The organism is Glaciecola sp. KUL10 (genome assembly GCF_003203515.1).
GTDB lineage: Bacteria > Pseudomonadota > Gammaproteobacteria > Enterobacterales > Alteromonadaceae > Glaciecola.
Genome location: NZ_BGNG01000004.1, coordinates 249621 through 274900, shown reverse-complemented (window position 1 = coordinate 274900; position 25280 = coordinate 249621). Strand labels below are relative to the sequence as shown.

19 protein-coding genes and 1 tRNA gene are annotated in these 25280 nt (G+C 41.7%); 7 read left to right on the top strand and 13 right to left on the bottom strand.

Features of this window, described 5'->3' with window-relative positions; all coding sequences use genetic code 11:
- Positions 1-38 precede the first annotated feature (38 nt).
- From nagA to KUL10_RS09230, 6 genes are read right to left on the bottom strand one after another with little or no spacing between them, the layout of a single operon-like run.
- Positions 39-1151: an N-acetylglucosamine-6-phosphate deacetylase gene (gene nagA / locus KUL10_RS09255; protein ID WP_110428632.1), complete on the bottom strand. Its 1113-nt coding sequence runs from the start codon at positions 1149-1151 to the stop codon at positions 39-41.
- A gap of 12 nt (positions 1152-1163) precedes the next feature.
- Positions 1164-2162, bottom strand: a complete 999-nt coding sequence (gene nagB-II, locus KUL10_RS09250) for a glucosamine-6-phosphate deaminase NagB-II (protein WP_110428631.1) — start codon at positions 2160-2162, stop codon at positions 1164-1166.
- Positions 2159-3061: a BadF/BadG/BcrA/BcrD ATPase family protein gene (locus tag KUL10_RS09245; RefSeq protein ID WP_233499766.1), complete on the bottom strand. Its 903-nt coding sequence runs from the start codon at positions 3059-3061 to the stop codon at positions 2159-2161. Before KUL10_RS09245 ends, nagB-II begins: the two co-directional genes overlap by 4 nt.
- A gap of 21 nt (positions 3062-3082) precedes the next feature.
- A complete protein-coding gene (locus KUL10_RS09240) occupies positions 3083-5755 on the bottom strand; it encodes a family 20 glycosylhydrolase (RefSeq protein ID WP_110428630.1) in 2673 nt (890 codons plus the stop codon).
- A complete protein-coding gene (locus KUL10_RS09235) occupies positions 5755-7278 on the bottom strand; it encodes a tryptophan halogenase family protein (RefSeq protein WP_110428629.1) in 1524 nt (507 codons plus the stop codon). The genes KUL10_RS09240 and KUL10_RS09235 overlap by 1 nt, the downstream gene beginning before the upstream one ends.
- 58 nt (positions 7279-7336) lie before the next feature.
- Positions 7337-10051 carry a TonB-dependent receptor gene (locus tag KUL10_RS09230; protein ID WP_233499765.1) on the bottom strand — a complete coding sequence of 905 codons (2715 nt, stop codon included), beginning with the start codon at positions 10049-10051 and terminating at the stop codon, positions 7337-7339.
- A gap of 410 nt (positions 10052-10461) precedes the next feature.
- On the opposite strand from KUL10_RS09230, the gene KUL10_RS09225 reads away from it, so the two are divergent.
- On the top strand, positions 10462-11505 hold the full coding sequence (locus tag KUL10_RS09225; protein WP_110428627.1) for a LacI family DNA-binding transcriptional regulator: 1044 nt from the start codon (positions 10462-10464) through the stop codon (positions 11503-11505).
- 1 nt (position 11506) lies between these two features.
- Complete coding sequence (locus KUL10_RS09220; protein WP_110428626.1) at positions 11507-12994, top strand: tryptophan halogenase family protein; 1488 nt, start codon at positions 11507-11509, stop codon at positions 12992-12994.
- A 234-nt stretch (positions 12995-13228) separates the two neighbouring features.
- On the opposite strand, the gene KUL10_RS09215 is transcribed toward KUL10_RS09220, so the two are convergent.
- Positions 13229-14026 carry a hypothetical protein gene (locus tag KUL10_RS09215; protein ID WP_110428625.1) on the bottom strand — a complete coding sequence of 266 codons (798 nt, stop codon included), beginning with the start codon at positions 14024-14026 and terminating at the stop codon, positions 13229-13231.
- Between the two features lie 145 nt (positions 14027-14171).
- Entirely contained in the window at positions 14172-15056 is an 885-nt protein-coding gene (locus KUL10_RS09210; protein WP_110428624.1) for a family 16 glycosylhydrolase, read from the bottom strand.
- 264 nt (positions 15057-15320) lie between these two features.
- Between KUL10_RS09210 and katG the strand changes: the two genes are divergently transcribed.
- On the top strand, positions 15321-17492 hold the full coding sequence (gene katG, locus KUL10_RS09205) for a catalase/peroxidase HPI (protein WP_110428623.1): 2172 nt from the start codon (positions 15321-15323) through the stop codon (positions 17490-17492).
- 52 nt (positions 17493-17544) lie between these two features.
- Here katG and dcm read toward each other — a convergent pair whose 3' ends face one another.
- Positions 17545-18843 (bottom strand): DNA (cytosine-5-)-methyltransferase, encoded by a 1299-nt coding sequence (gene dcm, locus KUL10_RS09200; protein ID WP_110428622.1) that lies wholly within the window; start codon positions 18841-18843, stop codon positions 17545-17547.
- A gap of 91 nt (positions 18844-18934) precedes the next feature.
- Here dcm and KUL10_RS09195 point away from each other — a divergent pair, with 91 nt between their 5' ends.
- A complete protein-coding gene (locus tag KUL10_RS09195; protein ID WP_110428621.1) occupies positions 18935-19948 on the top strand; it encodes a hypothetical protein in 1014 nt (337 codons plus the stop codon).
- A gap of 293 nt (positions 19949-20241) precedes the next feature.
- Here the strand turns inward: KUL10_RS09195 and KUL10_RS09190 are convergent, their stop codons facing one another.
- The 4 genes from KUL10_RS09190 to mutY all read right to left on the bottom strand — a co-directional run bounded on the left by KUL10_RS09190 (position 20242) and on the right by mutY (position 22489).
- On the bottom strand, positions 20242-20586 hold the full coding sequence (locus KUL10_RS09190) for a hypothetical protein (RefSeq protein WP_146216771.1): 345 nt from the start codon (positions 20584-20586) through the stop codon (positions 20242-20244).
- A gap of 247 nt (positions 20587-20833) precedes the next feature.
- Positions 20834-20909, bottom strand: a tRNA-Phe gene (locus KUL10_RS09185).
- Between the two features lie 139 nt (positions 20910-21048).
- Complete coding sequence (locus KUL10_RS09180) at positions 21049-21321, bottom strand: oxidative damage protection protein (protein ID WP_110428619.1); 273 nt, start codon at positions 21319-21321, stop codon at positions 21049-21051.
- A 76-nt stretch (positions 21322-21397) separates the two neighbouring features.
- Complete coding sequence (mutY, locus tag KUL10_RS09175; protein WP_110428618.1) at positions 21398-22489, bottom strand: A/G-specific adenine glycosylase; 1092 nt, start codon at positions 22487-22489, stop codon at positions 21398-21400.
- A gap of 126 nt (positions 22490-22615) precedes the next feature.
- Here mutY and KUL10_RS09170 point away from each other — a divergent pair, with 126 nt between their 5' ends.
- From KUL10_RS09170 to KUL10_RS09160, 3 genes are all read left to right on the top strand, one after another.
- Positions 22616-23335 (top strand): alpha/beta fold hydrolase, encoded by a 720-nt coding sequence (locus tag KUL10_RS09170; protein ID WP_110428617.1) that lies wholly within the window; start codon positions 22616-22618, stop codon positions 23333-23335.
- Positions 23336-23504: 169 nt separating this feature from the next.
- Positions 23505-24224, top strand: coding sequence for a tRNA (guanosine(46)-N7)-methyltransferase TrmB (gene trmB, locus KUL10_RS09165; protein WP_110428616.1), 720 nt, complete (start codon positions 23505-23507; stop codon positions 24222-24224).
- On the top strand, positions 24224-25276 hold the full coding sequence (locus KUL10_RS09160; RefSeq protein ID WP_110428615.1) for a methyltransferase: 1053 nt from the start codon (positions 24224-24226) through the stop codon (positions 25274-25276). The genes trmB and KUL10_RS09160 overlap by 1 nt, the downstream gene beginning before the upstream one ends.
- Positions 25277-25280: the final 4 nt, after the last annotated feature.

Here is a 25280-nt window from a genome sequence, read left to right as displayed (position 1 = left end):
TTTAAATTGTTAATTTTAAAGGACAATTACGCTTAGTTTCATTGCCCTGCGATAAATAGCCTTGTAACACTTAATGAATCGTCTAACTGCACCCAGTCTGCGTCCAGACCGATATCAATAGCGCCTTTTTGAGCTTGCATATTCAAAAATGCAGCAGGTGTAGACGTGGCCATTTGTAAGGCTTGCCCAATGGAGCATCCAAGTAAATTCACTGCATTTTTGACAGCTGTTTCCATATCCAAGGCAGAGCCAGCAAGCGTGCCTCCTTCAATCGTCAACTTGTTGCCAACGCGCGTTATATCCATACCTGCAAATGGCAAGGTAGTATCCGAACTCCCCACATGAGCCATGGCGTCGGTGACAAGCATTATTTTTTCAGGCCCCTTACATTTAATCGCCAACTTACAACTGTTGATACTCACGTGCTCGTTATCGACAATCAAACCGCAATATGCAGAGTCATCAAGCAAGGCAGCCCCTACGACCCCGCTAGCTCGGCTAGTTAAAGGAGACATAGCATTAAACAAGTGTGTAAAGCCCGTTGCCCCAGCCTCAATAGCATCAAAAGTTTGCTGATCGCTAGCGTTAGAGTGTCCTAGGGAAACAATAACATTCTCACGTACTAACGATTCAATACATGCTAGAGAAACATTTTCTGGAGCAACGGTGACACACACCTGTCCCAGATCTTTACGTGTAAAGATCTTCATTTCTTCGTCTGTAATTTTTCGGATATGCTCAAGCGGATGAATACCTTTTCGTGGACCACTTAAATGAGGCCCTTCAAAGTGAACGCCAATCACGCCTTTAACACCCTGTGCTATCGCACTAGCCACTGCATCAGCGGTGCGTTTCATAACGTCGATATCATCGGTAATTAATGTTGGCAACATTGAACCTGTACCAAATTGCTGGTGCGCCTTTAACATGGTTTTGATGGTGCTTAAACTAGGCTCATTGTTGAGCAATGCGCCTCCGCCTCCATTTACTTGAACGTCGATATAAGCGGGCGCAAGTATGCCCTCAATCACCTGAACATCTTCATCATTGTCTGACGAAGAAAGTGAGGCGACTTTGCCATTTTCAACGGTAATAAGCTGGTTTTGCTTGAACTGCTTACCATCAAATAAACGTTTAACAAAGTACTTCATTTAACTATACCCTTAGAGCGTTTTGGTAACTTTTTTGAGTCCCGGTGGTTCATCTGGATTTAATCCTTGTTCGCGAGCAATCCTTTCTATATCTAAGTAAAACCCCTGCATTAACAACAATGGTAGACATCTCGGATGACACCAGTCATTGTCAATATCAATGATCGTCGTCAATGCACCTCGACTGTTGATGTCTTGCATGAGCGCTTTGTGAGAGTCATAAGATTCATCTTTGATACACAAATCAATAATCGCTAGTTGGTTCTCGACGAGTGTGACCGGACCATGCAAAAATTCAGCGCTAGAAAACGCCTCAGCATGAATACTCAATACCTCTTTGAGCTTCAGTGCAAATTCTCTTGCTATTGCGTACCCAAAGCCCCTTCCCGTCACCACACAATGCTTCACCTTATTAAAGTTTGCAACTTGAAGACGCGGCGCTTGATTGACAATTTCACGCATCTGAGCAGGTAAACGCACTAAGCCATCAACCAACTTCGAGTCATTTTTCCACACTGCAACAAAATGGATAATCGCACTTAAGGTCGCTAAATAGCTTTTTGTAGCGGCGATAGCCTGTTCACTTCCAGCATGTAGCGGCACTTCGATGTCTACCACTTCACTTAGCGGTGAATTAGGTGCGTTTATCAATGCAACGGTTAAGGCACCTCTCAGCTTAGCTGACTTGGCTTGGGCGATAATATCTGGGCTTCCTCCTGACTGAGAAATCACTAAAACCAAGGCATTTTCTAAGTTTAAGTCCTGCTTGTAGATACTTTGCACGGAAGGTGCCGAAGACGAAACAGGAATTCCCATTTCAACCTCAATTAAATATTTAGCAAATACGCCTGCGTGGTCTGATGAACCTCTTCCAACAATGTAAACAAACTTAGGAGCAAAGGCCTTAACTTTACTGACTAAATCCAATATACGTGCTTGATTTAGTTCAAACTGCTGCTCTATAACGTCGGGTGCTTGCGCGGCCTCTTTGGCCATTAAAGTTTGACTCATGAAAAGCTCTCAATAATTTGGGTTGATTTAATAAATAGGATTGCGCCAGACTCAGGTGGCAGTTGAGCAGGTAAAATTTGTGACTTAAGTGCTTCTGGAAAATACTCGCTTAGTGCAATTGATACGCCACCAATAAACGATAATCTTGAAGGACTATGCTGTAAAAGCTGAGCACTCAGTTTGCTAATATAATGTGCGGCTTCTTCTACGATACTTAGGGCTTCCTTTTGATTATTATTTGCTAATTCAAACACTAATGGCGAAAGAGATGCAAAAAATGAAGGTGGTGCAGACACTGTTTTCGCCACCAAATCGATCGTTTTATTACAGTCAAGATGAGACATAATGGCATGAGTCAGCGAGTTTGGCTCAACAATACCATCTAAGGCTTCTAAGCAATGAGCAAGTGCTGTTTTACCTATCCACGCACCACTGCCCTTATCGCCAACCTGAAATCCATGACCTCCTAGAATCACTTGATACTCGCTATTAACTGCAATTCCAGAAGAACCGGTTCCCACAATAACAACCGTGCCGGACTGCCCCTTGTGAGCGCCCAAACATGCTATATGCAAATCGGTCGTTACTTGGTAGCTTGCAAAAGGAAGCTTTATCTCTTCAAACGCGGCTTTCACGCTGGGAATATTAATACCGGCTAGGCCAATACCTACATGAAGATCTTGTAGCCTTTCCTGTGCCAGACCTGCAGATTTCAAGCACATTTCGCAAGCTCTGATAATGTTTTTAATACTGCCAGACAGATCTCTTGCTGCATTTGCCGGTCCAGTCATCGCTTCAGCTAACAGTTGCCCTTTTTCATTTTCTAAACGCGCTTTGCATTTTGTACCGCCACCATCGATTCCGACGAATAAATTGCCTTCTAGGCTGATTTCGCTCACATTTAATTCCTTGATCATCTTTTATTGCTCGGTAGCGGCTTGAATGTCACTGATTGACATCGACCGACTATAACGCTCAGTTTTTGGTACACCTGCTCTTACATATTCAGCTGAACTCGGCGCTTTGGCTGGGTCATAAGGTATCCACTCGCCGTCTTGCTTGTATTCAAAATTCATTTCACCATAAATATGGTTTATCAATAGCCGCTCACCGTCGTGAACAACACCCGGAGGCGGTACTCGAAATACTATATTTTGCTGTTCTAAATAAGGTAAAACGCGATTGACTAAAGCGAAACTGAAACCCTTCCAATCGTCGCTAATAGACTGATTTATTTCCGTATCAGTTAAGTTTGGCGAATCCACTTGCCAATTTGGAGCAGTCCACGCTCGCTCTGCCACACTCGCTAGACGCGGAAAATACATATATTGCGCCACACTATCGTGTCTAACTACTTCACTCCAAAGGTGCGCCTGTATGCCTTCGACCGAGCCGCTTTCATCAATATTTGGATACGATTTTGGGTCACTGGGAAATGGCTTACCCATTCTATCGACCCAAAGCCTTTTGTTTTCGGTGATGAACTTTGAATTAAACTGAAATACCTTAAAGCTGTCGGTCGCTCTTGTTGCCCAATAGTAACCATGTTCTTCAGGGTGAGCCGCATACGGAAAATCAAAATACAATACATCTGGGAACGACAGAATCGTGCGCCAATTTGCATTCGCAAACTTATGCGCCCCCTTGTGGCCACCAAACATTAATGGGTCCCAAACGTTAACTTGCATGCGCTGAATGCCTGCCTTATCCACATTGCTCATGCCATCACTCCAACCACCGGCAATGACGCCATGTGATTCAACTAGGCTAGCTACACGTTTAATAAAGTACGGCGTCAAGTCTTCAGTTTTATTAAGCTCAACCTCGCTGGCTATAAATGCTTCACAAACAGGAGACTCAAACCAAGCGCCTGCGGTTTCATCTGCTCCTATGTGATATCGCGTAAGAGGCACATCTGCATCTTGATGAAGCTTGATTAGATGACCAAACACCTTATCGACAAAAGCGTAAGTAGATGGCAAACAAGGATTAATCGTATTATCATTATAGTGCTGCACTGAAGAGTACTTTGTTGTGTCTGCAAAATCTGATAGCAAGTACTGCTTTGCACCGACGAGATCTTCCTCGCTTTCAAGGCGCTTATATCTTGCCTCCATTGCTTTGACAGCGGCTCGCGAGTGTCCCGGCATATCTAATGAAGGAATAACTTCAACATGATGTTTCGCAGCGTATTGGAGCAACGATATATAATCTGAATTTGTGTAGAATCCATTGACGTGCGACTCACGGTCCGGCCCACTGCCAAGTTGAGGCAACAAACAAGTGCGCTCGCTTGGGTCAAAACAACGAAATCCACCTATTTGAGTGAGCTCTGGCAAGCCATCTACTTCAAGCCGCCAACCCTCGTCATCAGCTAGATGAAGATGCAGTTTGTTCAGCTTTAAAAAATGCATTTGTTTGATGAGCGTTTTAACAAAATCAATGCTCCTAAAGTTTCTTGCAACATCAAGGTGTACGCCTCGAAATGGATACTCAGGCTGATCTAGATACTCACCAACGTACAGGTGTTGGTCGTCATCAATAAGTTGCATCAAACTAACAAACGCATAAGAAATTCCAGCCATGCTTACTGAGCTAACTTCAAGACCTTGCTCTGACACTACCATTGAATAAGAGTCATCAGAAAGAGAAGTGGTGTTGGGGTCAAGTTCTATAGAAACCGGTATGCCATTTTCATCTTGTAACAGGGCAAATTCGCTCAACAGATTGTCAATTACTGATTTTTCACTATCAGCGATTAAATCAGTCTCTGGCCACAGGATATTCAAACCGTTTTTCAGGCTGATCTGTTTATCGTTTACATTAATTTTAGATATTTGAGGAATGATCCGTGTGTTGCTAACTTGCTGGCCATCGCTTGCAGCTTCGATGATAGCCTTGTTTCGCAGATATATCGAAGCAGCACTAGCTTTTTGTGTTTGGTCATCGGGTAAGCGTTTATACTGCTCATCTGTATTAAAATGTCCCGCATGATTAGCATAAGGTAAGTATGAGCTGTTTAATTCAAGTTCTGTCGGCAGTGCTTCTTTACTTGCTTCAATCACCTTAGTTTTTGTGTCGTGATAAACAAAGAAGTAATTGGGAAGCACATCTGAACGAGAGACAGACCAAAACTGACTGACTAAGGCTATTAAGTAATCTTGCTCAGCTTTAATTGGCTTTTTTGGTGATAGTTTATGTAAATCACCGTTTAATCGCTGAATATCAAACGCATCACTTGTTGTTTGTTGCACAGGGGATAAATGCGAGAACAGGATGAACCAACCAGAAGCAGGTAAATCTTTGGTAAACCTAAGTCGTAACTCAGATGCATAACAGTCTTTGGTCTCTTGGGAAATATCGCAATCAAGCTTTGTTGTGTTGCTTAATACTTGATAGGTAACGCTCATGTTTTCAGCATTGTCTACTATGTCAGACTCGCTCACCATCGCATGTGTTTGAGTAGGTTTTTTTTGACTTGCCTCCCCTTGATTTATAGCTTTATTACAAGCACTTAAGCTTGTTAACGCTAAAAACATCGCAGTAACGCGCACAGCCTTTAGCAGAGATAGTTTATTTGTATGCGGCGACATTAAAGCGCCCTCCTTGTTGAAACAGTATTCAGCAAATCAGTCTGGTACATAAAGTCCTGCGAGGTTTTCTGACAAATATCTACCGCTTTTTTGTGCTTCTTCTCGGTGAGTCTCAAAGAGTGTTTATGTGCGTCTGTAAAGCGTCCTTTACCGGCAAAAATGCAATACCAAGATGTTTTTGCATACGCCAAGTGATTCGCATTCTTTATCAATGCTTGCTCAAAAGAACCGGGGTTATCCCAAGCAAAAATAATATCGCTAAGTACAGCACTAATATGTTGGTTTTCTCGCGCCTTTATCCAATACTCAGAGTCATCTCTCGTATTTAGTAAATAATGGGCTTGCAAATAGTCTCTGGTACCATCAATTAAACTGTTAATCGTTTGATTGAATTGCTTGGCGGCGTTACTTTGATCTTGAGATTCGAAATGCTCAACAAAACTCTCACAGGTTTGCTGGATTAAATTTAACATCGGAGCCTCTAATGGCTCTAAGAAACCTTGTGACAAGCCCACCGCTAGGCAATTGTTTTTCCAATGCTGCTCTATACGGCCGGGCGTCCAGGATAAATGTAAGGCTGGCTTATCATTATTCCCCAAACGTCTTCTAAGTCTTTGTTCTGCATCTGTTTTTGTAATAAATCGATCACTGTAGACATAGCCGTTTCCGCACCTTGTCTGCAAGGGAATTGACCACATCCAACCATGTTCTAAGGCCTCAGATAAAGTCTGCGTTTTCATATCTTGAAAACGTTTATCACTTGTTTCATCAGTAGAATAGTCTGTCGAAATGGCAACAGCCGAATTGTTGGGTAGGTAATCTTGATAAGAGATTAGCTTTTCGCCAAGTGTTTGTTGAATCAATAGCCCTTTTAAACCCGTTGCGTCAACATAAAAGTCGGCTTTGAGTAATCCATACGACTTTGTAGCAATAGATGCTATTTTTTCATTGCTTGCGTTCACTTTTTCAACCTCATCTTGAAGGTGAATCACTCCTAATGAACGAGCATGCTCAGCTAAAAACAAGCCTAACTTCGCGGCATCAAAATGATAACCGTACTCGATATTACTTGCTAAACCAGCTTGTTTGTAAGGACCTTTGCCCTGCTCAGCCAAATAGCTATTAACAAAGTAATCGTTTGGATGTGTCGGTGTATCAAAACCCTCTCGACGTTGCTGACAACTCGCAAAAAACTCGCCAACACAATGCGTATCAGCTTCACCATAAAATGGATGAAAGTAGGAAGAAGGGCCTGTATGTGAGCACCAACCTGGAAACTCAATTCCACATTTATACGTTGCATCACAGGCAGCCATCCAAGTCGTTTCAGCGATGCCCAACTGGTCAAAAAAATCTCGAAGAAATGGCGTTGAACCTTCTCCTACACCAACTGTTCCAATATTTGCGGATTCGATCAGTGTTATCGTCAATGACTTATTCTGCCAACGGTGGGCCATCAAGCAAGCAGCCATCCAGCCTGCTGTACCGCCGCCAACAATTAAGATATTTGAAATATTATTCACGATTGAATCCTTAGATGAGCTGGCGCAGATAGCGCCAGCATGGCTTGCTATGCTTCAATTAAAAACGGAAGTTTGCACCCACGTAGAAGCGACGTCCGTTAGAACTTTGCGTTCCACCTAGACGTAAACCGTCGGTGTTGCGTTCGTAGTAATTCTCCCAAATTTCGTTGGTTAAATTTAACGCCTCTAATTTTAAGGTAATGTTTTCATTGATATTGTAGCTAAATTGCGCATCCATTTGAGCTTGTTCATCTCTGAAGTTGTCACCAATTTCGGCTGCAGCAATAAAGTACTCTGAACGGTAGTTATAGTTTAGACGAGCACTATAAGACGCTGTTTCGTAAAACACACCTAAGTTGTATGAATCCTTAGAAGTATTCGGGAATCTTACAGAACGCTCAGACAAAGTAGCACCAACAATGTTGCCTTGCTCATCAGTAACCGCTACTGCTTCGTCAATAACTGCATCACCCACATCAGTATACGTGTAGTTGAAATATGCACCTACACCATTATCCATCACATGTTGAATCTGGAACTCAATACCGTCAATCGTTGTCGAGCCGCCATTTTCAGGTGTTCTGAGCTGATTGATTTGCTGACCATTGATTTCTTTGGCAACGGTTTTGGTGAAGATAAAGTCATTGATATCTTTCTTAAACATGGTTGCTGAAACAATCGAAGTATCAGCAAAGTAATACTCTAAACCGGCTTCAAACTGATTGGCAGTCAACGGCTGAAGTTCTGGATTACCTGCCGAACCAGAGCTTGTTTCAGGCGTTAAATTAACCGCTGGCGCCAACTGGAAAGGCGCTGGACGCGTCAATACACGAGAAGCTGCAAAACGCAAAACCAAATCTTCATTTAGGTCATATGCAACGTTTAAGCTTGGCAACCACTCTTTATATTCGTTGTTAAATGAAACTGCTTGACCACTGACCAAATCAAAGCCATTTGACGTTGAGTCGGTTTCAACGTAACGCAAGCCTATGTTTCCGCGCAAGCCATCAGAGTTAAAGTTAGCCATGACGTATAGTGCAGTAATGTCTTCTTCTATTTCAAAAGAAGCATCACGTAGAAATACATCTGTATTACGACATAATACAGTGGTATCGGCACCACACTCTGCTACTGCATATAGCGCTTGATACATCGCATCGCGATCCGGGTTGAAATAACTCGCTGCAAATCCATTTGTGTTTGAGTGCTCTACCGTAAGGATATCACCAGACCAGAAGTCACTTGCAGGCCCTAGACTACCTTCGCCAACGGGGGCAAGATTAGAAAGACTGGTGCGATTTCTGTTTTGTGAAAAGCTTCTATCACGAAGTTTAACACCAGACTTAATTTCTGTAATGGCACCAAGATCGACTTCGTGTGTGTAGTCAAATTGGAGATAGTTTTCTTTATCTTCAGTTTTGTTTGCTTGATCAAAAATGCCACCTAACCACATTTGGTCAGTAGGGTTTTGCAGCCATGGACTTGCTGTTGTGAAGTCAATAGCTGGAGCCGCGCCGCCTGGATTATAGAAATCAAAATTAGCACGAGGATCGTTTGCATCTACCCAAAATTCGGTAAAGAAATCACGGTTGTCACCCTTACCTGTTGTAGTTCCGATCTGCCAGTGAAGGGTTCCACTAGAAAGCGTATAGTTACCCTCAAAATCAAGGATTTCGGTCGACATTTCAGAACCCTCGCGATAAATATTATCGTAAGCGATATGTCTAGCCCATCCTGGTCTTGCATCGTATCCACGCACTTGCAAGCTTTCGACAACGCCATTGCTCACGGTGCCAGCATTCGTATCCGCACCGACATAAGCGATACCTCTAAAGCCAATGCCAATTAAGTTAGAGTTAACGTTGTCAGCTTCTAGGGTCGAACTTAAATAGTGTAGATTCAAATCTAAGTCATCCGTCGGTCTCCATTGTGCATTGATATCAAAACCCACTCGCGCCCTATCTTGTTGGAACAAGGCTGAACCCATCCCCCAAGGTAATGCACCTTTTTCACTTGCACCTTGTGGTGCTTCAATCAGCGGGTCGATTCTTGGAATAGTAGGACCAAACCAACCAAAGTCTTCATTTGTCTCGCGCAGTACTGAGCGTTTCTGGTAACTAACAGATGCAAGGACACCAAATGTCTCTTCATCGTTTTTCCAACTATATAATCCAGAAACTGAAGGGTCGAATTCTTCAGAAATATCGTTGTATTGCATTTCAGTCGAGAATTGAATCGTATTAGCATCAAGGTCCATAGGTTTTCTGGTTCTTAGGATTACCGTTCCACCTAATGCACCTTCGTCAATATCAGCTTGTGCAGATTTATATACTTCCAAACCTGCGACCATTTCAGATGCTAGTATCTCAAAGTTAAAGTTACGCGCTGCATCTGACAAAACAAACCATTGACCCGTTCCAACCGCCTGCCCATTGATTAAGGTTAAGTTTTGATCTGGTTGAACACCTCGAATTGTGACACCTTGCCCTTCACCGAAGGTTCTATCAATTGTAATACCCGGGATACGAGATAGTGACTCAGCAACGTTTTTATCTGGGAATTGGCCAATATCTTCTGCCGTAATTGAATCAACAACTGCGTTTGCAAATCGTTTCTCGTTCAGATTGGCTTTGGTACTTGCTCTAAGTCCCTTAACTTCAATTACTTCGAGGTTATCTGCATTTGATTCTTGTGCAAACGCTGTCGAAGTTCCTAATAAGTTGATAGTCCCTAGCGCGACACCAACTGCTAGTGCAAGCTTTGTGCTTTTCATAATGTTGTGCCCTTTTGATGGTTTCATTTGTTTTGTCTCTTATTGCAAATCACGCTTTGACAGCGTTGTCATTTTTACTTTTTTAAACGTTGTCCATTCAGTCATTCTTTTGCTTGTACTCAAACAAATTCATCTCAACAATCGCTTGTTAAATATGATTTGACCATAAAATGACAACGTTGTCATTTATTTCAAAATAAAAACGTTTTCACTAAAAACTCCTGCCGAATTTCTTAGTGACAACGCTGTCATTTAGTTGTAGTGTTACTCACATAGATTATAAATGCAACAGTAATCACAAAAAATAAACAAATGGATCACTCGAATATAAAAAAAGATATTGATTTATTTGAACTTTTATTTTCAAACAACATTTATTGTTAATAAAACGTGATAAGAGCGGACAAAAGATGAAAACAAAAGCAACTATTAAAGATGTTGCGCGCTTAGCAAATGTCTCTATCAAAACAGTCTCACGGGTGACTAATCATGAGACATCAGTGGGAGCGAAAACCTTAGAAAAAGTTAAAAAGGCGATTGCAGAACTCAATTACCTGCCCAATCATGCTGCAAGGAATTTGGCGGCGACTCAATCGTACTCACTTGGCTTTGTATATGATAACCCTAATGCCTATTACATTATCGATATGCAAAATGGCATACTTGATGGTTGCCAAGAACGTGACTACGAACTCGTTATACATCCCTGCTCGTCATCAAGTGAGTCTATCGTTGACCAACTTAATATGATGGTAAAGCGTTCTCAATTAGCTGGCCTTATTATTTGCCCTCCATTATCAGAATCGCCAGAGGTGATAAAAGCCTTGAACGAACGAGATATCGCGCTTGTGAGAGTTATCTCCGGCAATGACACTGATTTGGGGGACAGCCCTTGTGTTTACGTTGATGACCAAGCGGCAGCTTTTGAAATCACTGAACACTTGATAACACAAGGTCATGCAGATATCGGCTTTTTGCGGGGTGACGATGACCACAAATCGAGTCATGAGCGAGAACGCGGTTACATAAAAGCCCTAGAAAAACACGATTTAACGCTCAAACAAGGCTATACAGTCAGTGGCTCTTACTCGTTTGAGTCTGGTGTTCGTGGTGCTAAATCACTGTTGGCGCTCGATTCTCCCCCAAGTGCTATTTTTGCTTGTAACGATGAAATTGCGGCAGGCGCTTTATTTGCTGCTCGCCTCGAAGGGGTCGAGGTTCCTAAGGATTTAGCGATCGCTGGCTTTGAGGACAGTCCATTTTCGCGTCAAACATTACCGAGGCTCACCACTGCCGCACAACCAAACTACGATATCGCAAAGCAAGCAACCAAGTTGTTAATTCAACTAATTGAAAAGCGTAAAAAACATCAACAGTTGGAAGCCAACGCCATGCATATTTGTTACCGCCCGCAATTAGTGATACGTCAATCAACCAACAAACATATGGATTAATATGTCAGTGCATACTCCAAAATCAATTGTTATCGTTGGCGGGGGAACCGCTGGTTGGATGGCAGCTAATCTGATCATTCATGCATGGCCAACTACTCAAGTTACACTTGTAGAATCCGCAGACGTCGGCATTATTGGTGTTGGAGAAGGTGCAACGCCTTACTTAAAAACCTTCTTTGCGCGTCTTGGCATAAACGAAGAAGAGTGGATGCCTGCTTGTGACGCTACCTACAAAGTCGGGATCAACTTTGAGAACTGGTCAGGTAGACAAGGATTCAAAGACTATTTTCACCCCTTCTTTTGCGCACTAGATAAACCAACTGCCGACATGTTTTTTCACAATTGCCAAGTTAAACGACATGGTGGTCAATCACATACTAATCCAGGCGACTTTTTTATTAGTGGTGAATTAGCTAGACAAAAAATTAATCCGGCTTTGTCTGCTAAAGCGCTAAGTGAGGGAATACAAGAAATAGACTATGCTTACCATTTCGACTCAGCAAAACTAGGCCACTTTCTAAAACTGAAAGCCTGCCAAAAAGGGCTGACTCATATAATCGATAACGTAACTGATGTCATTTCTCATCTCTCTGGTGATATAGAAAAAGTCGTCACCGAAAATCACGGTGACTTAGGCGCCGAGTTATTTATTGATTGCACAGGGTTTCGGGCACGTCTAATTCACCAAACCTTAAAGCGCAATTATGTTTCTTATGCTGACAGCTTATTAAACAATGCTGCAGTCGCGATTCAAACGCCAAATGATTCAAACCTTAAGCTCGAAGTACAAACGCGCTCAATTGCCCTTAGCAATGGATGGATGTGGAAAATCCCTCTGACTTCTAGGCAAGGAAACGGATATGTTTACAGTGATCACCATATAAGCCCGAATGACGCTGAGCAAGAACTACGACAGCAACTAAACATTGATGAAAACGCCGATGTAAGGGTAAAACATCTATCTATGAGAATAGGTCGACTAGGCGAGCATTGGCATAAAAACTGTTTGGCAGTAGGCCTATCCCAAGGATTTATAGAGCCCCTAGAAGCGACTGCGTTGATGCTTACGCAACTGACCGTCGACCAATTTATCCAACAATTCGATAACGCTGCGCAACCCTTAGATAACAAAAGAAATACTTTTAACAAACAACTCAACACCACATTTGACGGTGTCAGAGATTATATTGCAGCGCATTACCAACTCAGCAAAAGAGACGACACTCAATACTGGCGAGACAATCAGTTCAATAAGGCAACACCCGCCATATTCGCTGAATTAAAACAGGCATGGCTAAGTAGGCAAGACTTCGAGCAAAGCCTTTCTAAACATGCACAAGGCTTGGTTTACCTGCGTCCGTCTTGGTACTGCATATTTGCGGGCATGGGCGCTTTCCCAGAAAATTTGAAGCCAGTGAATAATATCGCCCCCGTTGAACAAGCTCTTAACTATGCGCAAAAGATTGCACAAAGTTATTTTAAAAACTGACTTAATAGACAGTTTTCTGTGCGTTCTTGGTCTCAGCCTTCTTGCCAGTTTCATATTACAAACTTCAACCAGCAAGCGTTTTCTAATAGTTTCGTGTAGTGTCGCTGTGGGTGTGCTGATACATGAAGTTCAACAATATTGGAGCCCAAAAGTATTTGACCTAATGGACATTGGCGCGTGTTTATCAGCCATTCCAGTTGCATACATATTGTATTGTCGCGTAGAGAAGTCTCTTTAAAACCTTGTTGCTTTGAGCGCTTGAGCTGACGACTTCACCAGATAAATGAGCATAATCAAAAAAGGAAAGAAGCCAAGCATCAAAGGCAAAAGGCTCTCGTTAAACCAGCTAGGAAAAAACTGTGCCTGACCAAAAAATAAAGAACCAGACGCGATAAAAAAAGACATGCACATTCGCCATAAATGTCGAGCGATTCTGGCTGTGTTTGAAAGTCTTTTCTTATAAATAACCTGAAGCTCTCCCAATACAGCTAAACCTCCTGCAACGACAAATAATATATAAGCTTGTGGTGGTGAACCATCTACTGAGCCATTTGGACTTTGAGAAGAGAGATACATAAACACGGCGCCCAACAAAGTGATCGCTGTTGCAACAAGCAAACCGATTTTTTCACTCGTCTGAGCAGTAAAATTGCGACGCCTAGCTGCATTGACACCACTTACAAGGAGATAGAGCGCCAATATGGCCGCTACAAAATTAGTGCTTTGTTGAGAATCGAGAAAAGGGGCGACAAGTGCACCAATCAAATAGCAAATTAACATACCCCAGAAAAACACTTTACCGGCAATGCGATGGCTCTTACTGCCTTTGACAGTCAAACTTGCGAGCGCCCCCGAGACAATACCAATCGCGCCACCTGCAATATGCAAATAAAGTAAGGCTAAAGCGCCCAAGTGAAAAAACCAATCGGCATCACTTTGGACTTCTAAACGATTTGCACTGGCAGGCGATGCAAATATTGAGAGTATGATAAATACAAACAATAAGCCGACCGAACTTGTTTTGAATCCCATAATTAACAACTCTTAGATTTGCTATTAAGGTTTTTACCTAATCACTTCGAATGACTCTATATTCAAAGTGTAAGTGCTCAGAGTGTTAATATATACAGCCTGATTGTTTCAAGATGTTTATGAGGTTTCGCTGAGGCCTCCGTTTTTAGCGAGGGGTTGACTCATTGCAACTGTCGGCTGGACTGCTAGAAGAAGCTACACAATGCGCCACATAATCAACTTCCAATGTTGCATGATGCAGACTAGGTGACACTTCACCGCCAATAGTGCCACCCATTGCTAAGTTCAATAACACAAACATAGGTTCTTCATACTGCGAGCATGAGCTCAAATCGTGTTCTATAACGAGTGTATCGTTATAGAATATTTTTATATCGTCAGCCGTCCACTCCACCGCATGAGTGTTAAATTTTGTTACGTCAACAACACCGTTTGGATAAGGGTAACGATGTTCGGTTCCGCATTTTTCAACATTAAAGAAGTTAGTGATAAAACGCCCGCCACCGTGTCCATACCACTCCCAAATATCGATTTCGCCGGCGCCAGGATTAGGCCACCCAATCGAATCGTCATCTCCCTTTATAGGCTGTTCTGCAATTCTATTTTCTAACATCCAAAACGCCGGCCACGTGCCACCCTCTAGATTTAAAAAGCGAAGACGTGCTTCAATCCGTCCATACAAAAACTCAGCTTTGTCTTTTGAATTAAGTCGCCCCGAAGTCCAATCACGTTTTCTTCCATTTTGCCCCTCACATTCAATACCTTGTCGCCGAGCATGTATTTTTAACGTGCCGTTTGATACTTCGTAGTTTTTATTCGGAGATACTTCATCATCGGTATAACACTGAATTTCGTCGTTATAACTAGCGGTCGTTTGCGCGGTCCAGTTCGACCAATTTACTGAACTACCGTTGAAGTCGTCGATCCAATTAAGCTTCCAACTAGCATGTGCAGTTGTGCATACCAACAATAACGAAACAAACAAAGTGACAAGCAACTTAGCTTTCGACGAGCAAATGAAATTAGTCAAAACAGGACCTTACCGATCAGATGATGATCTTGCAAAACTAAAAAGGCTTAGCACCAAATACAAGTAACATGCGATGAACCGGATACTTTTGCGATGAATTGCTGAATAAACATATCTCATCAAGACAAGTAATTTAAAACCCATACTTAACCAGTAAAACCGATTAAAAAAATCTGTTTAATAAGTGTGTAAAAACTGCATATTGTGTCTATTATTTAGCCATACCAATCGTAGATATTTAAAACAGCTTAATTAGGAGAATGTATGTCTAGTAAATCTAAAAGTGGCGTTTGCCCAGTTATGCACGGCGGAAATACAGGTTCTGATAATTCAGTGACTAAATGGTGGCCCGAATCGCTCAATCTCGATATTTTGCATCAACATGATACGCGCACTAACCCAATGGACCCAGACTTCAACTATGCTAAAGCGCTTGAAAACCTTGATTATGAAGCGGTGAAAGCAGACGTTAAATCGACATTGACCGATAGCCAAGAATGGTGGCCTGCTGATTGGGGGCACTATGGCGGTTTAATGGTTCGTCTAGCATGGCATTCTGCAGGCTCTTATCGCATGGGTGATGGTCGAGGCGGTGCAGCGACGGGTAACATTCGATTCGCGCCCTTGAATTCATGGCCAGACAACGCAAGCCTAGACAAAGCTAGGCGTTTACTATGGCCTGTTAAGAAAAAATACGGCAATGCACTGAGTTGGGCAGATTTGATTATCCTTGCTGGCAATATGGCTTATGAATCAATGGGCTTCGAGACATTTGGATTTGCTTTTGGTAGACAAGATATTTGGGGACCAGAAAAAGATGTTTATTGGGGAGCTGAAAATGAATGGTTGGCGCCTTCTGAAAATCGCTACGATGAATTAGCGCAACCAAGTACACTAGAAAATCCGCTTGCGGCTGTTCATATGGGATTGATTTATGTAAATCCTGAAGGTGTCAACGGCAATCCTGACCCAGCAAAAACGGCCCTTCATATTAGAGAAACTTTTAGCCGTATGGCAATGAATGATGAGGAAACCGCGGCACTAACATGTGGTGGACATACCGTAGGAAAAGCTCACGGCATGAACTCAGAAGCCAATATTGGCGCAGAGCCAGAGGGTTGCCCAGTGCACGCTCAAGGTCTTGGTTGGGAAAATCCAGATCAAAACGGACAAGCAAACAAAGCATTTACATCTGGGATCGAAGGTGCGTGGTCAAAAGAGCCTTTGAAATTTGATATGGGCTACTTTGACTATCTATTCGGCTACGAGTGGGAATTGACGAAATCACCTGCTGGCGCACATCAATATCAACCAATCAATATGCCAGAGTCAGAAAAGCCGACCGATCCTAGCAATCCAAGTGTTAAACAAATGCCCATGATGACAGATGCTGATATGGCAATGAAGGTTGACCCAACATACAAGCAAATATGTCAGAAATTCATGGATGATCCAGAATATTTTAAAGATACTTTTGCGCGCGCATGGTTCAAGCTGACTCACAGAGATATGGGACCTGTTAGCAACTATTACGGTCCTGACGTGCCAGAAGAAACGCTAATTTGGCAAGACCCTATTCCAAAAGGGACAGACGATTATGACATCGCTGCACTTAAAAACGCGATTGCAAAATCTGGCTTATCTAATATTGAGCTTATCAATACAGCTTGGGACAGCGCCAGAACATTTAGAGGGTCAGATAAGCGAGGAGGAGCCAACGGCGCTCGTATTCGCTTTGCACCTCAAAATACTTGGCCAGCCAATGAACCAGATAGATTGCAGAAAGTATTGTCCGTATTAGCACCCATTGCGCAAGAGCATGGTGCATCGATAGCTGATACCATTGTTCTTGGCGGAAATGTCGGTTTGGAGAATGCAATTTCAGAAGCACAGATGGATATCAGCGTGCCATTCGCACCGGGCCGTGGTGACGCATTAGAAGAGCAAACCGATAAAGACAGCTTCAACGTCTTACAGCCGTTGGCAGATGGATTTAGAAACTTCCAGCTAAAAGCATACGCTGTATCTCCCGAAGCCATGTTGCTAGATAAAGCTCAGCTACTCGGTTTAACCGCAGCTGAAATGACAGTCTTAGTCGGTGGAATGCGTGTGCTTGGTGCCAATTATGGTCAGTCTAAACATGGGGTATTTACTACCCGCATGGGCCAATTAACCAACGATTTCTTTGTCAATCTAACTGATATGTCAATGAGCTGGCACCCTATGGAAGATAAAAGCTATGAACTTCGAGATAGAAGCTCAGGCGAAGTCAAATTCACAGCGACTAGCGTAGACTTAGTCTTTGGTTCAAATTCAATCTTAAGAGCTTACGCAGAAGTGTATGCCCAAGATGATAACAAAGAAAAGTTTGTGAAAGATTTCGTAGCGGCGTGGACGAAGGTAATGAATAACGACCGTTTTGATATTCGGTCTTAATTCATAAATTTTGGAGTTTTGCGTTGCTATGGATGGCAAGGCGTTAACTTAATTAAGCAACTCGTGATGCTTCCTGTCTCTCAATCAAAAAAGGAAGCATCTCTTGACTAATAGCCTCAATGACCTTAACACAAACCGAGTTACCAAATTGCTTATATATTTGAACTTGAGATACTGCATCGATCTTATATTCTTCTGGAAAACCTTGTAGTCGAGCGCATTCTCTAGGTGTTAACTTTCTAGGGTTTTTACCTAGCTCAGTCTGATCGATCAAGATCTCAGATCCATCTTTGTAGTATCTGGCACTCAAGGTATTCGTATATGAATCATGAGCGCTAAACAAAGAATACCCAAAACCGTTACCTTTTTCTTTGTGTTGTGACTTTCGTTTCTGATGGCCTGCCCATAACTTATCTGAAATAGTAAACTTATCATCAGATAGAGATATGCTAGACAAGTCTTCAAGTATATCACCCAACTGAGTTTCATTCTTGGGCGGTTCGGGCCATTTAAAAGCGGTATCGAAGTCAATATCATTAAAATAGTCTTTGTCAAAGCCAACGATAAATACTCGTTCTCTATTTTGAGGAATTCCAAAATCTGCTGCTCTTAAGACTTTAAAATCGACCCAATAATTCAATTTTTCTGACACTGCATTTTTTGCCTCTTCACTCATAAAAAGGTCAGAAGGAATTGACTCACTTTCTTCCCCTCTAAGAATACTCAAAATTGTTTTGAGCGTCCGCCCCTTATCATGCCCTTTAAGTTGTTTTACATTTTCAAGCAAAAAGGCTTTCGGCCGCTTATCTACTAATATTTTTTGTATTTCAAAAAATAATGTTCCTCGAGTATCATTGAATCCTTTTCTTAAACCAGCTTGACTAAACGCTTGGCAAGGAAATCCACCTAATAGCAAATCGTGCTCTGGAATATCAGATGCGCTTATTTGAGTAATATCACCACTAGGCATTTCACCAAAATTTTTTAAATATGTCTTTTGCGCGAACTTATCCCATTCAGAAGTAAAAACGCATTCACCACCTAATTGCTGAAAAGGAAGCCGTAAACCTCCGATACCCGCAAAGAGGTCAATAAATTTAAAGTTAGAGTTCGGATTGATGTTTTTGAAAGGGGCTTTTTGATGTATTGATCTTAATTCGTTTTCTAAACCTAAGATTGCTTCAACTTTCTTAGGCGTGGGTTGGTGTTCGCCTTTCTCCCAGCCCCTTACTGTTCTCTCCCCTTGATTGCCGAGCCCCAATAAATTAGCAAATTCTGTTCGGCCTAGGCCTAAAGCACAGCGTATACTTTTTATTTCATTAGGTTTAAGCTTCTGGGTTGAGTTATGCATATTTAATAGTTTAACTTATCCGGTTTAATACCCGGAGAATATCACTGTATATTTAGACAGTCAATCAAAAATAGACCTACATGGAGTGTTTGTGAATATTTTAGATCTACAAGTTAGGGAAGATGAAAATGTTGAATATAAAACAGTAAACAAGGACCCCTCAGACGACACGATTCAGCAATTTGTGGTTCCGTTACAAAGATACGTTCTAGACAAAATCAACAAAGAAACTGATGTATATCCTCACATCGACTTTGATTTAACGCGTGTATTTATGTGCCAATTAATAGATAGTTTAGACAAGACAATCATTGATAATATAAAAGCTATTGGAATTAATGGGAAAGCCGTATCTACTAGCGAATGGAGTAAAAATAGGGAACACAAAGCTTTAATGGTGTTTCTTCAGTTTTACCCAGAATATGGGAACTTATTCACCAACGTTCATCTGCTCGCATCGATTGCGATTGAGTGTGTTGAAAAACACTTGGGTGAAGAAATAAATACGAAAAATTTTGTAAAAGCAAAACAGTTTATTGATCTGATCAATCGGCAACGATGGACCCGACCACAAGACGATAGTGAAAAACAAAGCGGGGTTTCCAACCTAGGTCAAGTTTCAGAATTATTGCTTGAAAAGGCTCTGAGTGAGCTTATTGACCAAAGGAACTTCTTTAAGACAAATAATCAAAAAATCCAGTCTTACGGTGACTTCGTTCTAATGTGCTTGCCTAACAATTTATGGCTATCCGTAAAAAGTAATTTTGCAAGAGAAAGGCTTCTCGCTTCCGGTTACACCACTGATATACTTGGCGTTGGCTTTTTTACAAGTAGTTCAGAATTTACAAGTCCATCAAAAATAAGAAATTTTCAAAGGGTTGGTTTTTTAGCAATGTACCTTCCAGAGATTCCAATTTCTGAAAAGCAAATATCCAATGACTCAAATACGTATGATGAAGTTGTTGAATATTATGGAGGGGAAGAAAATTTGCCTGTTAATATTAATGGTACAAAGTTCATTCGTTCATTATCCCAGTTGCATGGCGACTTAGAGAGACTACTTTTGCAAGGCAATATTGCAAATCGAATTGCTAGTGATTTCTAAATCTAATTTAAATGCAAACTGCTTTTTTACCTAACTCTAGATGGTTCAGAAATGCGTGACACTAGTAAAGATTTCAAACTTTGCACCTGCAAAGAAGAAATAAATAAATCTAAACCATATTGGATACTTTCACGAAAAAGAATAAACAAGGTAAAAGCTCTCACTTATCACAGGCTCTTATGAGCCTGAAATTATTAGTGAATAAACGGCTAACTTAGTGGATTGGTTGGAATCATCAAGGTTCTTTTGATAAATTTTCGACGATAAAAAGTAGTGTTCAAGTGAAGGGTTACTTACACCAAGCCCTGACTTACTTTTTCCAGCCAATTGTTGTAATTTTGACTATATTGTTTACCGTACGCACCGCCAGAAAACTGATATGAAATGAAGCAAAGGATAACTTCCTTGAAGAATAAAGGATAAACCACGCCACCACTCATACCTCCCTTATCGAGTTTTTTACAATAGATGTGGTTTGGCTCATCAATTTCATGTTCAGTGTGCTTATTAAAGCTTTGTTTAACTAAGGCCTGCAAATCCTTCCATTCTCCAGGTAAAGGCTCCTCGATTAAGTCTTCTTTCATGAGTTTCCACAGGACCTCACCGCCTCTTGTGAAGTAACCAGGAGGATCGTTCATTAGTAACCTTTGCATAGTGGACATTTTTTACCTTATTTTTTATGAGCGCTTGAGTAATTTATATACTAGCAGCGAATTAAACAAATAATCGTTTTCCTAGTACTTGATGGTATTTTTTGATTTGAGGTAGTTTTTGGAGATTGCTTCATGGTAAAGCAACGACGACAAGCAGCAAACCAGCGATGATTAGTGTGCACTTTGGCACGAACAAAAAAGCCCCGCTCAATGAGCAGGGCTTTGATATAAATGGTGCCTCGACCCGGGATCGAACCAGGGACACGCGGATTTTCAATCCGCTGCTCTACCAACTGAGCTATCGAGGCAATGCGTCTTTTACTGCGTGTTGACTACGTCGGTATGCATGTAATTCGCTGTGGGTGCGTATTAAACGGATTTTGAGCTTTTAAGTCAACATGTTTTTGGGCTTTTTTAGCGCTTTCTTCGATTTATTGGTTCAAGTGCTTATTTTGTAGGCGGAACGTAGCCTTCGATGCTGGGTTCTATGCCTTCAAATAAGTATGCTTCCATTTTTTCTTCCAAAAACTTGCGGTCGTTGGGTTCCATCATATTTAATTTATTTTCGTTGATCAGCATGGTTTGCTTCTTTTGCCAGCCGGTAAATGCTTCTTTCGAAATATTATCGAAAATACGTTTGCCCAATTCGCCTGGGTACAACTGAAAATCTAAGCCATCGGCCTCTTTTTTTAGATGCTCACAAAATACTTGTCTTGCCATTGTGTTTCCTTATTTATTGATGCAACTTACGTTGCAAAAAGCGCGATTGCCATGATTATAGATTAAAATTTAACAATTAGAACGCCAAAGGTCTTTGAACTTTTAACGCTTCGATGATCTTTACCGTGGGTGCTGATAGACCAATATCGCCGACATTTTGAATATCGACCCACCGGCTTTTCTTCTCTTGTACTTCATTGGGTAAATAGCTTGGCATTTCAAGTAACACCGGCTGTATATTCAAATGAAAATGACTAAAAGTGTGTTTAAAAGCAGGCAACTCTGTTGTTGAGTAATCTGCATCTTGAATATCTGCAGGTATTAATGTTTTCCACATTTCAGGAGTAACAAAGTCATTTTCTGAATAGTCCGTTTCTAAAAATGCCCATAAACCGCCCCAAATTCCTGAGGGAGGCCGCTGATGCATGAGCAATGAACCGCGATAGGATGGGATAATCATCGTCGTATATTTGGTAGGTATTTGCTTTTTGGGTTTGGAATGCGGAAGCTCGCTTTGCCTGCCTTGAGCATAGGCTAAACAACGACTTTGCACTGGGCATTCATCGCAGTTTGGCCTAGATCTTTTACAAAGCGTTGCACCCAAATCCATCATGGCTTGCGTGTAATCGCCAAATCGGGCTTTAGGCTTAAGATCCTCTGCCAGTTGCCACATTTGGTCTTCAACTTTTTTATTACCCGGCCATCCTTCCTGCGCAAAATACCTTGCAAGCACGCGTTTTACATTGCCATCTAAAATCACATAAGCTTGATCATCAGCTAAAGACAAAATCGCCGCGGCAGTTGACCGACCTATGCCTGATAGCGCAAGTACTTGTTCAAATTGCTCGGGGAAAACGCCATTATGCTCATCGCGGACTTGTTGAGCTGCCTTGTGTAAATTACGCGCTCTAGCGTAGTAACCTAGTCCTGTCCATAAATGAAGTACCTCATCCTGAGGCGCGTTAGCTAAGGCAATGACATCTGGGAACTTTTGCATGAAGCGTTCAAAATAAGGGATCACGGTCGCAACTTGCGTTTGCTGCAACATAATTTCAGAGACCCAGACTCGATAACGTGTTTTATTTTGTTGCCAAGGTAGGTTTTTTCGACCGTCAATATCCCACCAAGCCAATAAACTTTCGCTAAACACAAAGTTGTTTTTTGTCATTTTTATTCTTTTAAGACTCTTCAAAGCTACAAATAAATCAAGGCTAAGCAAATCTAACAGATGCTCACTACTTGAGATATGGTATGTTACATCGCATCGCGTTAAACAGCTCACAAAAGATTTTAAGTGAATACGATAAACCAAAGCGTACTTTTTTTACCTGGTACCTTATGCGACGAGCGCATCTGGCTGCCAATTTGGCAAACGCTTAACATATATGAGCGTCTTTATTCTCCCCTGCAATGGGCACAAAGCCTTGAAGACATGCTCGCGCTGACCGAAGATCGCATTTCGCAAGCTCAGGGCAAAGTGCATTTAGTGGGTTATTCGATGGGAGGCTATATTGCCGCGCTTAGCGCACTGCAAAACAAAAGTGAAATAGCGTCTATTAGCTTGATTGCTTATGACCCTTTTGGTTTGAGCAACGAAGAGTTATCGACAAGACAATCTTTGTTAAAAGCGTTAAGCAAAAACCCAAAGATGAAGCTTGGTCGCAACCGCTTAGCACAATATTTCACGCAAGCAGAACTTGAACACAATACCCACCCTCAAACCGTTATAGATATGCAAAATGACTTAGGCAATTCAACCTTGGTGAATCAAATAAAGTCGACAACACCTCGACAAGATTTATCAACACAACTACAAAGCTTAGATATCCCTATGCAAGTTATCGTTGGGGAACAGGATTTCATTGCACAAGCTAATAATGTTGAGAAGTTTTGCCAGAGCAAACCATCTGCTAATCTGCACTGTTTGTCAGGTACTGCTCATATGTTGGTACTAACGCAGGCAAATAAGGTCAGCGATATGTTGGCGCAGTTTATTAGCGCCAATTCAAACTAAAAGTAATTGCGCTATCTCGTTACCCAATTCTTGCATTTATCTAAGCCTTTTCATTTAACGAACATAATAGGATAATGACCCATTAAGAATTCAAAACATGAGCGCCGTAAGTTGTGTCACATCACAGATTTACCCTGCACGCGCCGTTAATCAACGATGAGAAGAGTACATGAGAGGGTTTAACTCCGAAGAAGAAGCGCGCGAAGCGGGTGTCTATATCAGCAAAGTAAAAAGCTTTGTAAAACGAGAAGGTAGACTTACCAAAGCACAAGCGCGAGCAATCGAAGTCAATTGGGAATCGATGGGCTTAGAAATAAACCAAGGCTTATTAGCTTTCGAGCAAGTGTTTGGCAACAACAATCCCGTCGTACTTGAAATCGGTTTTGGTATGGGTAAGTCATTGGTTGAAATGGCCAGCGACTCGCCCGACATTAATTTTATCGGTATCGAAGTGCATAAACCAGGCGTCGGTGCGTGTCTAGCTGCGGCAGAAGAAGCTGGACTGACAAATTTGCGTGTATTTGAACACGATGCGATCGAAGTGCTCGACAAGTGTATCGCGGATAACTCGCTGAATCGTTTACAGTTGTACTTTCCCGATCCATGGCATAAAAAGCGCCATCATAAACGCAGAATAGTACAAACCAACTTTGTTGAAAAAGTATCATCTAAACTTGCTATCGGCGGCAAATTCCATATGGCGACCGATTGGGAACCTTATGCTCACCACATGTTAGAAGTAACTTCTCAGGCGAGTACATTCAAAAATACCTCAGGACAAGGCGATTTTGTTGAGCGACCTGATTATCGGCCTATCACTAAATTTGAGGTCAGAGGCCAGAAACTAGGTCATGGTGTTTGGGATTTAGTATTTGAGAGAATCGCATAATGCTAAGTTTACCTAGTCAGTTACTGATACGAAACCTAGACCTGTTTGCTGAGGGTCAATGGGCCATTGTTAATCCAAGCGATGTGCATATTTTCTCTGAGATTGAATCAGACAAGGTTGTTGGTTTGCATCAGATGTTCGATATGTACCAAGGCGCCTCGAATATCTCAAAGCACAAACAATACTACGCTGCTGATTTTACTGCTATACCTGCACTAAAAGAAAACAAGCTAGACGGCGCGGTTATTTACTTACCAAAAGCTAAACAACATTTAGATTTATTGATACATCAGTTGAATGACTTACTTAAAATAGGCGGTCAACTTCTGGTTGTCGGAGAAAATAAAGCCGGTATAAAAAGTGTAGGTAAGCTACTAGAAAAGTTAGGCTCTACCGTGAACAAAATCGACGGTGCCAAGCACTGTGGATTAATTTGTGTTACAAAAGAAAACGAAGCTAGCAAAGCGTTTAACCTAGAAAGCAATGGCGTTATTCGCACATACTCAGTCAATGATCTTCCTGTAAAAGTGTTTTCGTTACCGGGTGTGTTTGGGCATAAACAATTTGACCCAGGCACTCAGCTTTTACTGTCTGAACTTGCACCTAAAAGTGATCGCTTACTAGCTTTACGAGGCAATATTTTAGACTTCGCTTGTGGCACAGGCATTATTGGTACGTATCTTTTAAAAGCCAACGCTCATGTTAAATTAGTGATGAGCGATGTATCTGCATTAGCGACTTATTGCGCTAAAAAGACACTCGAACTCAACGAGGTTGAAGCGCAAGTGATAGACAGTGATGGCTTAAACGAAGTATCGGGTACGTTTGATGCGGTTGTCAGTAACCCTCCTTTTCACACTGGTATCAAAACTAACTACGATATTACACAGCAGTTTATTGTCGATGCGCATAAGCAAACCCGTCCTAGAGGAAAGCTAATGATCGTTGCCAATCGTTTTTTGCCATACGCAGATACACTGAGCAAACAATACTTCAAATCGCAGACGGTGTTGCAAACCAATAAATTTAGTATCTATGAAGCGGCTAAATAACCAT

Bases quoted from the DNA above. Each gene is read 5' to 3' on its own strand.
- nagA (WP_110428632.1), bottom strand. From the start codon at position 1,151: ATGAAGTACTTTGTTAAACGTTTATTTGATGGTAAGCAGTTCAAGCAA.
- trmB (WP_110428616.1), top strand. From the start codon at position 23,505: ATGAGAGGGTTTAACTCCGAAGAAGAAGCGCGCGAAGCGGGTGTCTAT.
- KUL10_RS09225 (WP_110428627.1), top strand. From the start codon at position 10,462: ATGAAAACAAAAGCAACTATTAAAGATGTTGCGCGCTTAGCAAATGTC.
- KUL10_RS09240 (WP_110428630.1), bottom strand. From the start codon at position 5,755: ATGTCGCCGCATACAAATAAACTATCTCTGCTAAAGGCTGTGCGCGTT.
- mutY (WP_110428618.1), bottom strand. From the start codon at position 22,489: ATGACAAAAAACAACTTTGTGTTTAGCGAAAGTTTATTGGCTTGGTGG.
- dcm (WP_110428622.1), bottom strand. From the start codon at position 18,843: ATGCATAACTCAACCCAGAAGCTTAAACCTAATGAAATAAAAAGTATA.
- nagB-II (WP_110428631.1), bottom strand. From the start codon at position 2,162: ATGAGTCAAACTTTAATGGCCAAAGAGGCCGCGCAAGCACCCGACGTT.
- KUL10_RS09190 (WP_146216771.1), bottom strand. From the start codon at position 20,586: ATGAACGATCCTCCTGGTTACTTCACAAGAGGCGGTGAGGTCCTGTGG.
- KUL10_RS09215 (WP_110428625.1), bottom strand. From the start codon at position 14,026: ATGGGATTCAAAACAAGTTCGGTCGGCTTATTGTTTGTATTTATCATA.
- KUL10_RS09160 (WP_110428615.1), top strand. From the start codon at position 24,224: ATGCTAAGTTTACCTAGTCAGTTACTGATACGAAACCTAGACCTGTTT.
- KUL10_RS09230 (WP_233499765.1), bottom strand. From the start codon at position 10,051: ATGAAAAGCACAAAGCTTGCACTAGCAGTTGGTGTCGCGCTAGGGACT.
- KUL10_RS09180 (WP_110428619.1), bottom strand. From the start codon at position 21,321: ATGGCAAGACAAGTATTTTGTGAGCATCTAAAAAAAGAGGCCGATGGC.
- katG (WP_110428623.1), top strand. From the start codon at position 15,321: ATGTCTAGTAAATCTAAAAGTGGCGTTTGCCCAGTTATGCACGGCGGA.
- KUL10_RS09220 (WP_110428626.1), top strand. From the start codon at position 11,507: ATGTCAGTGCATACTCCAAAATCAATTGTTATCGTTGGCGGGGGAACC.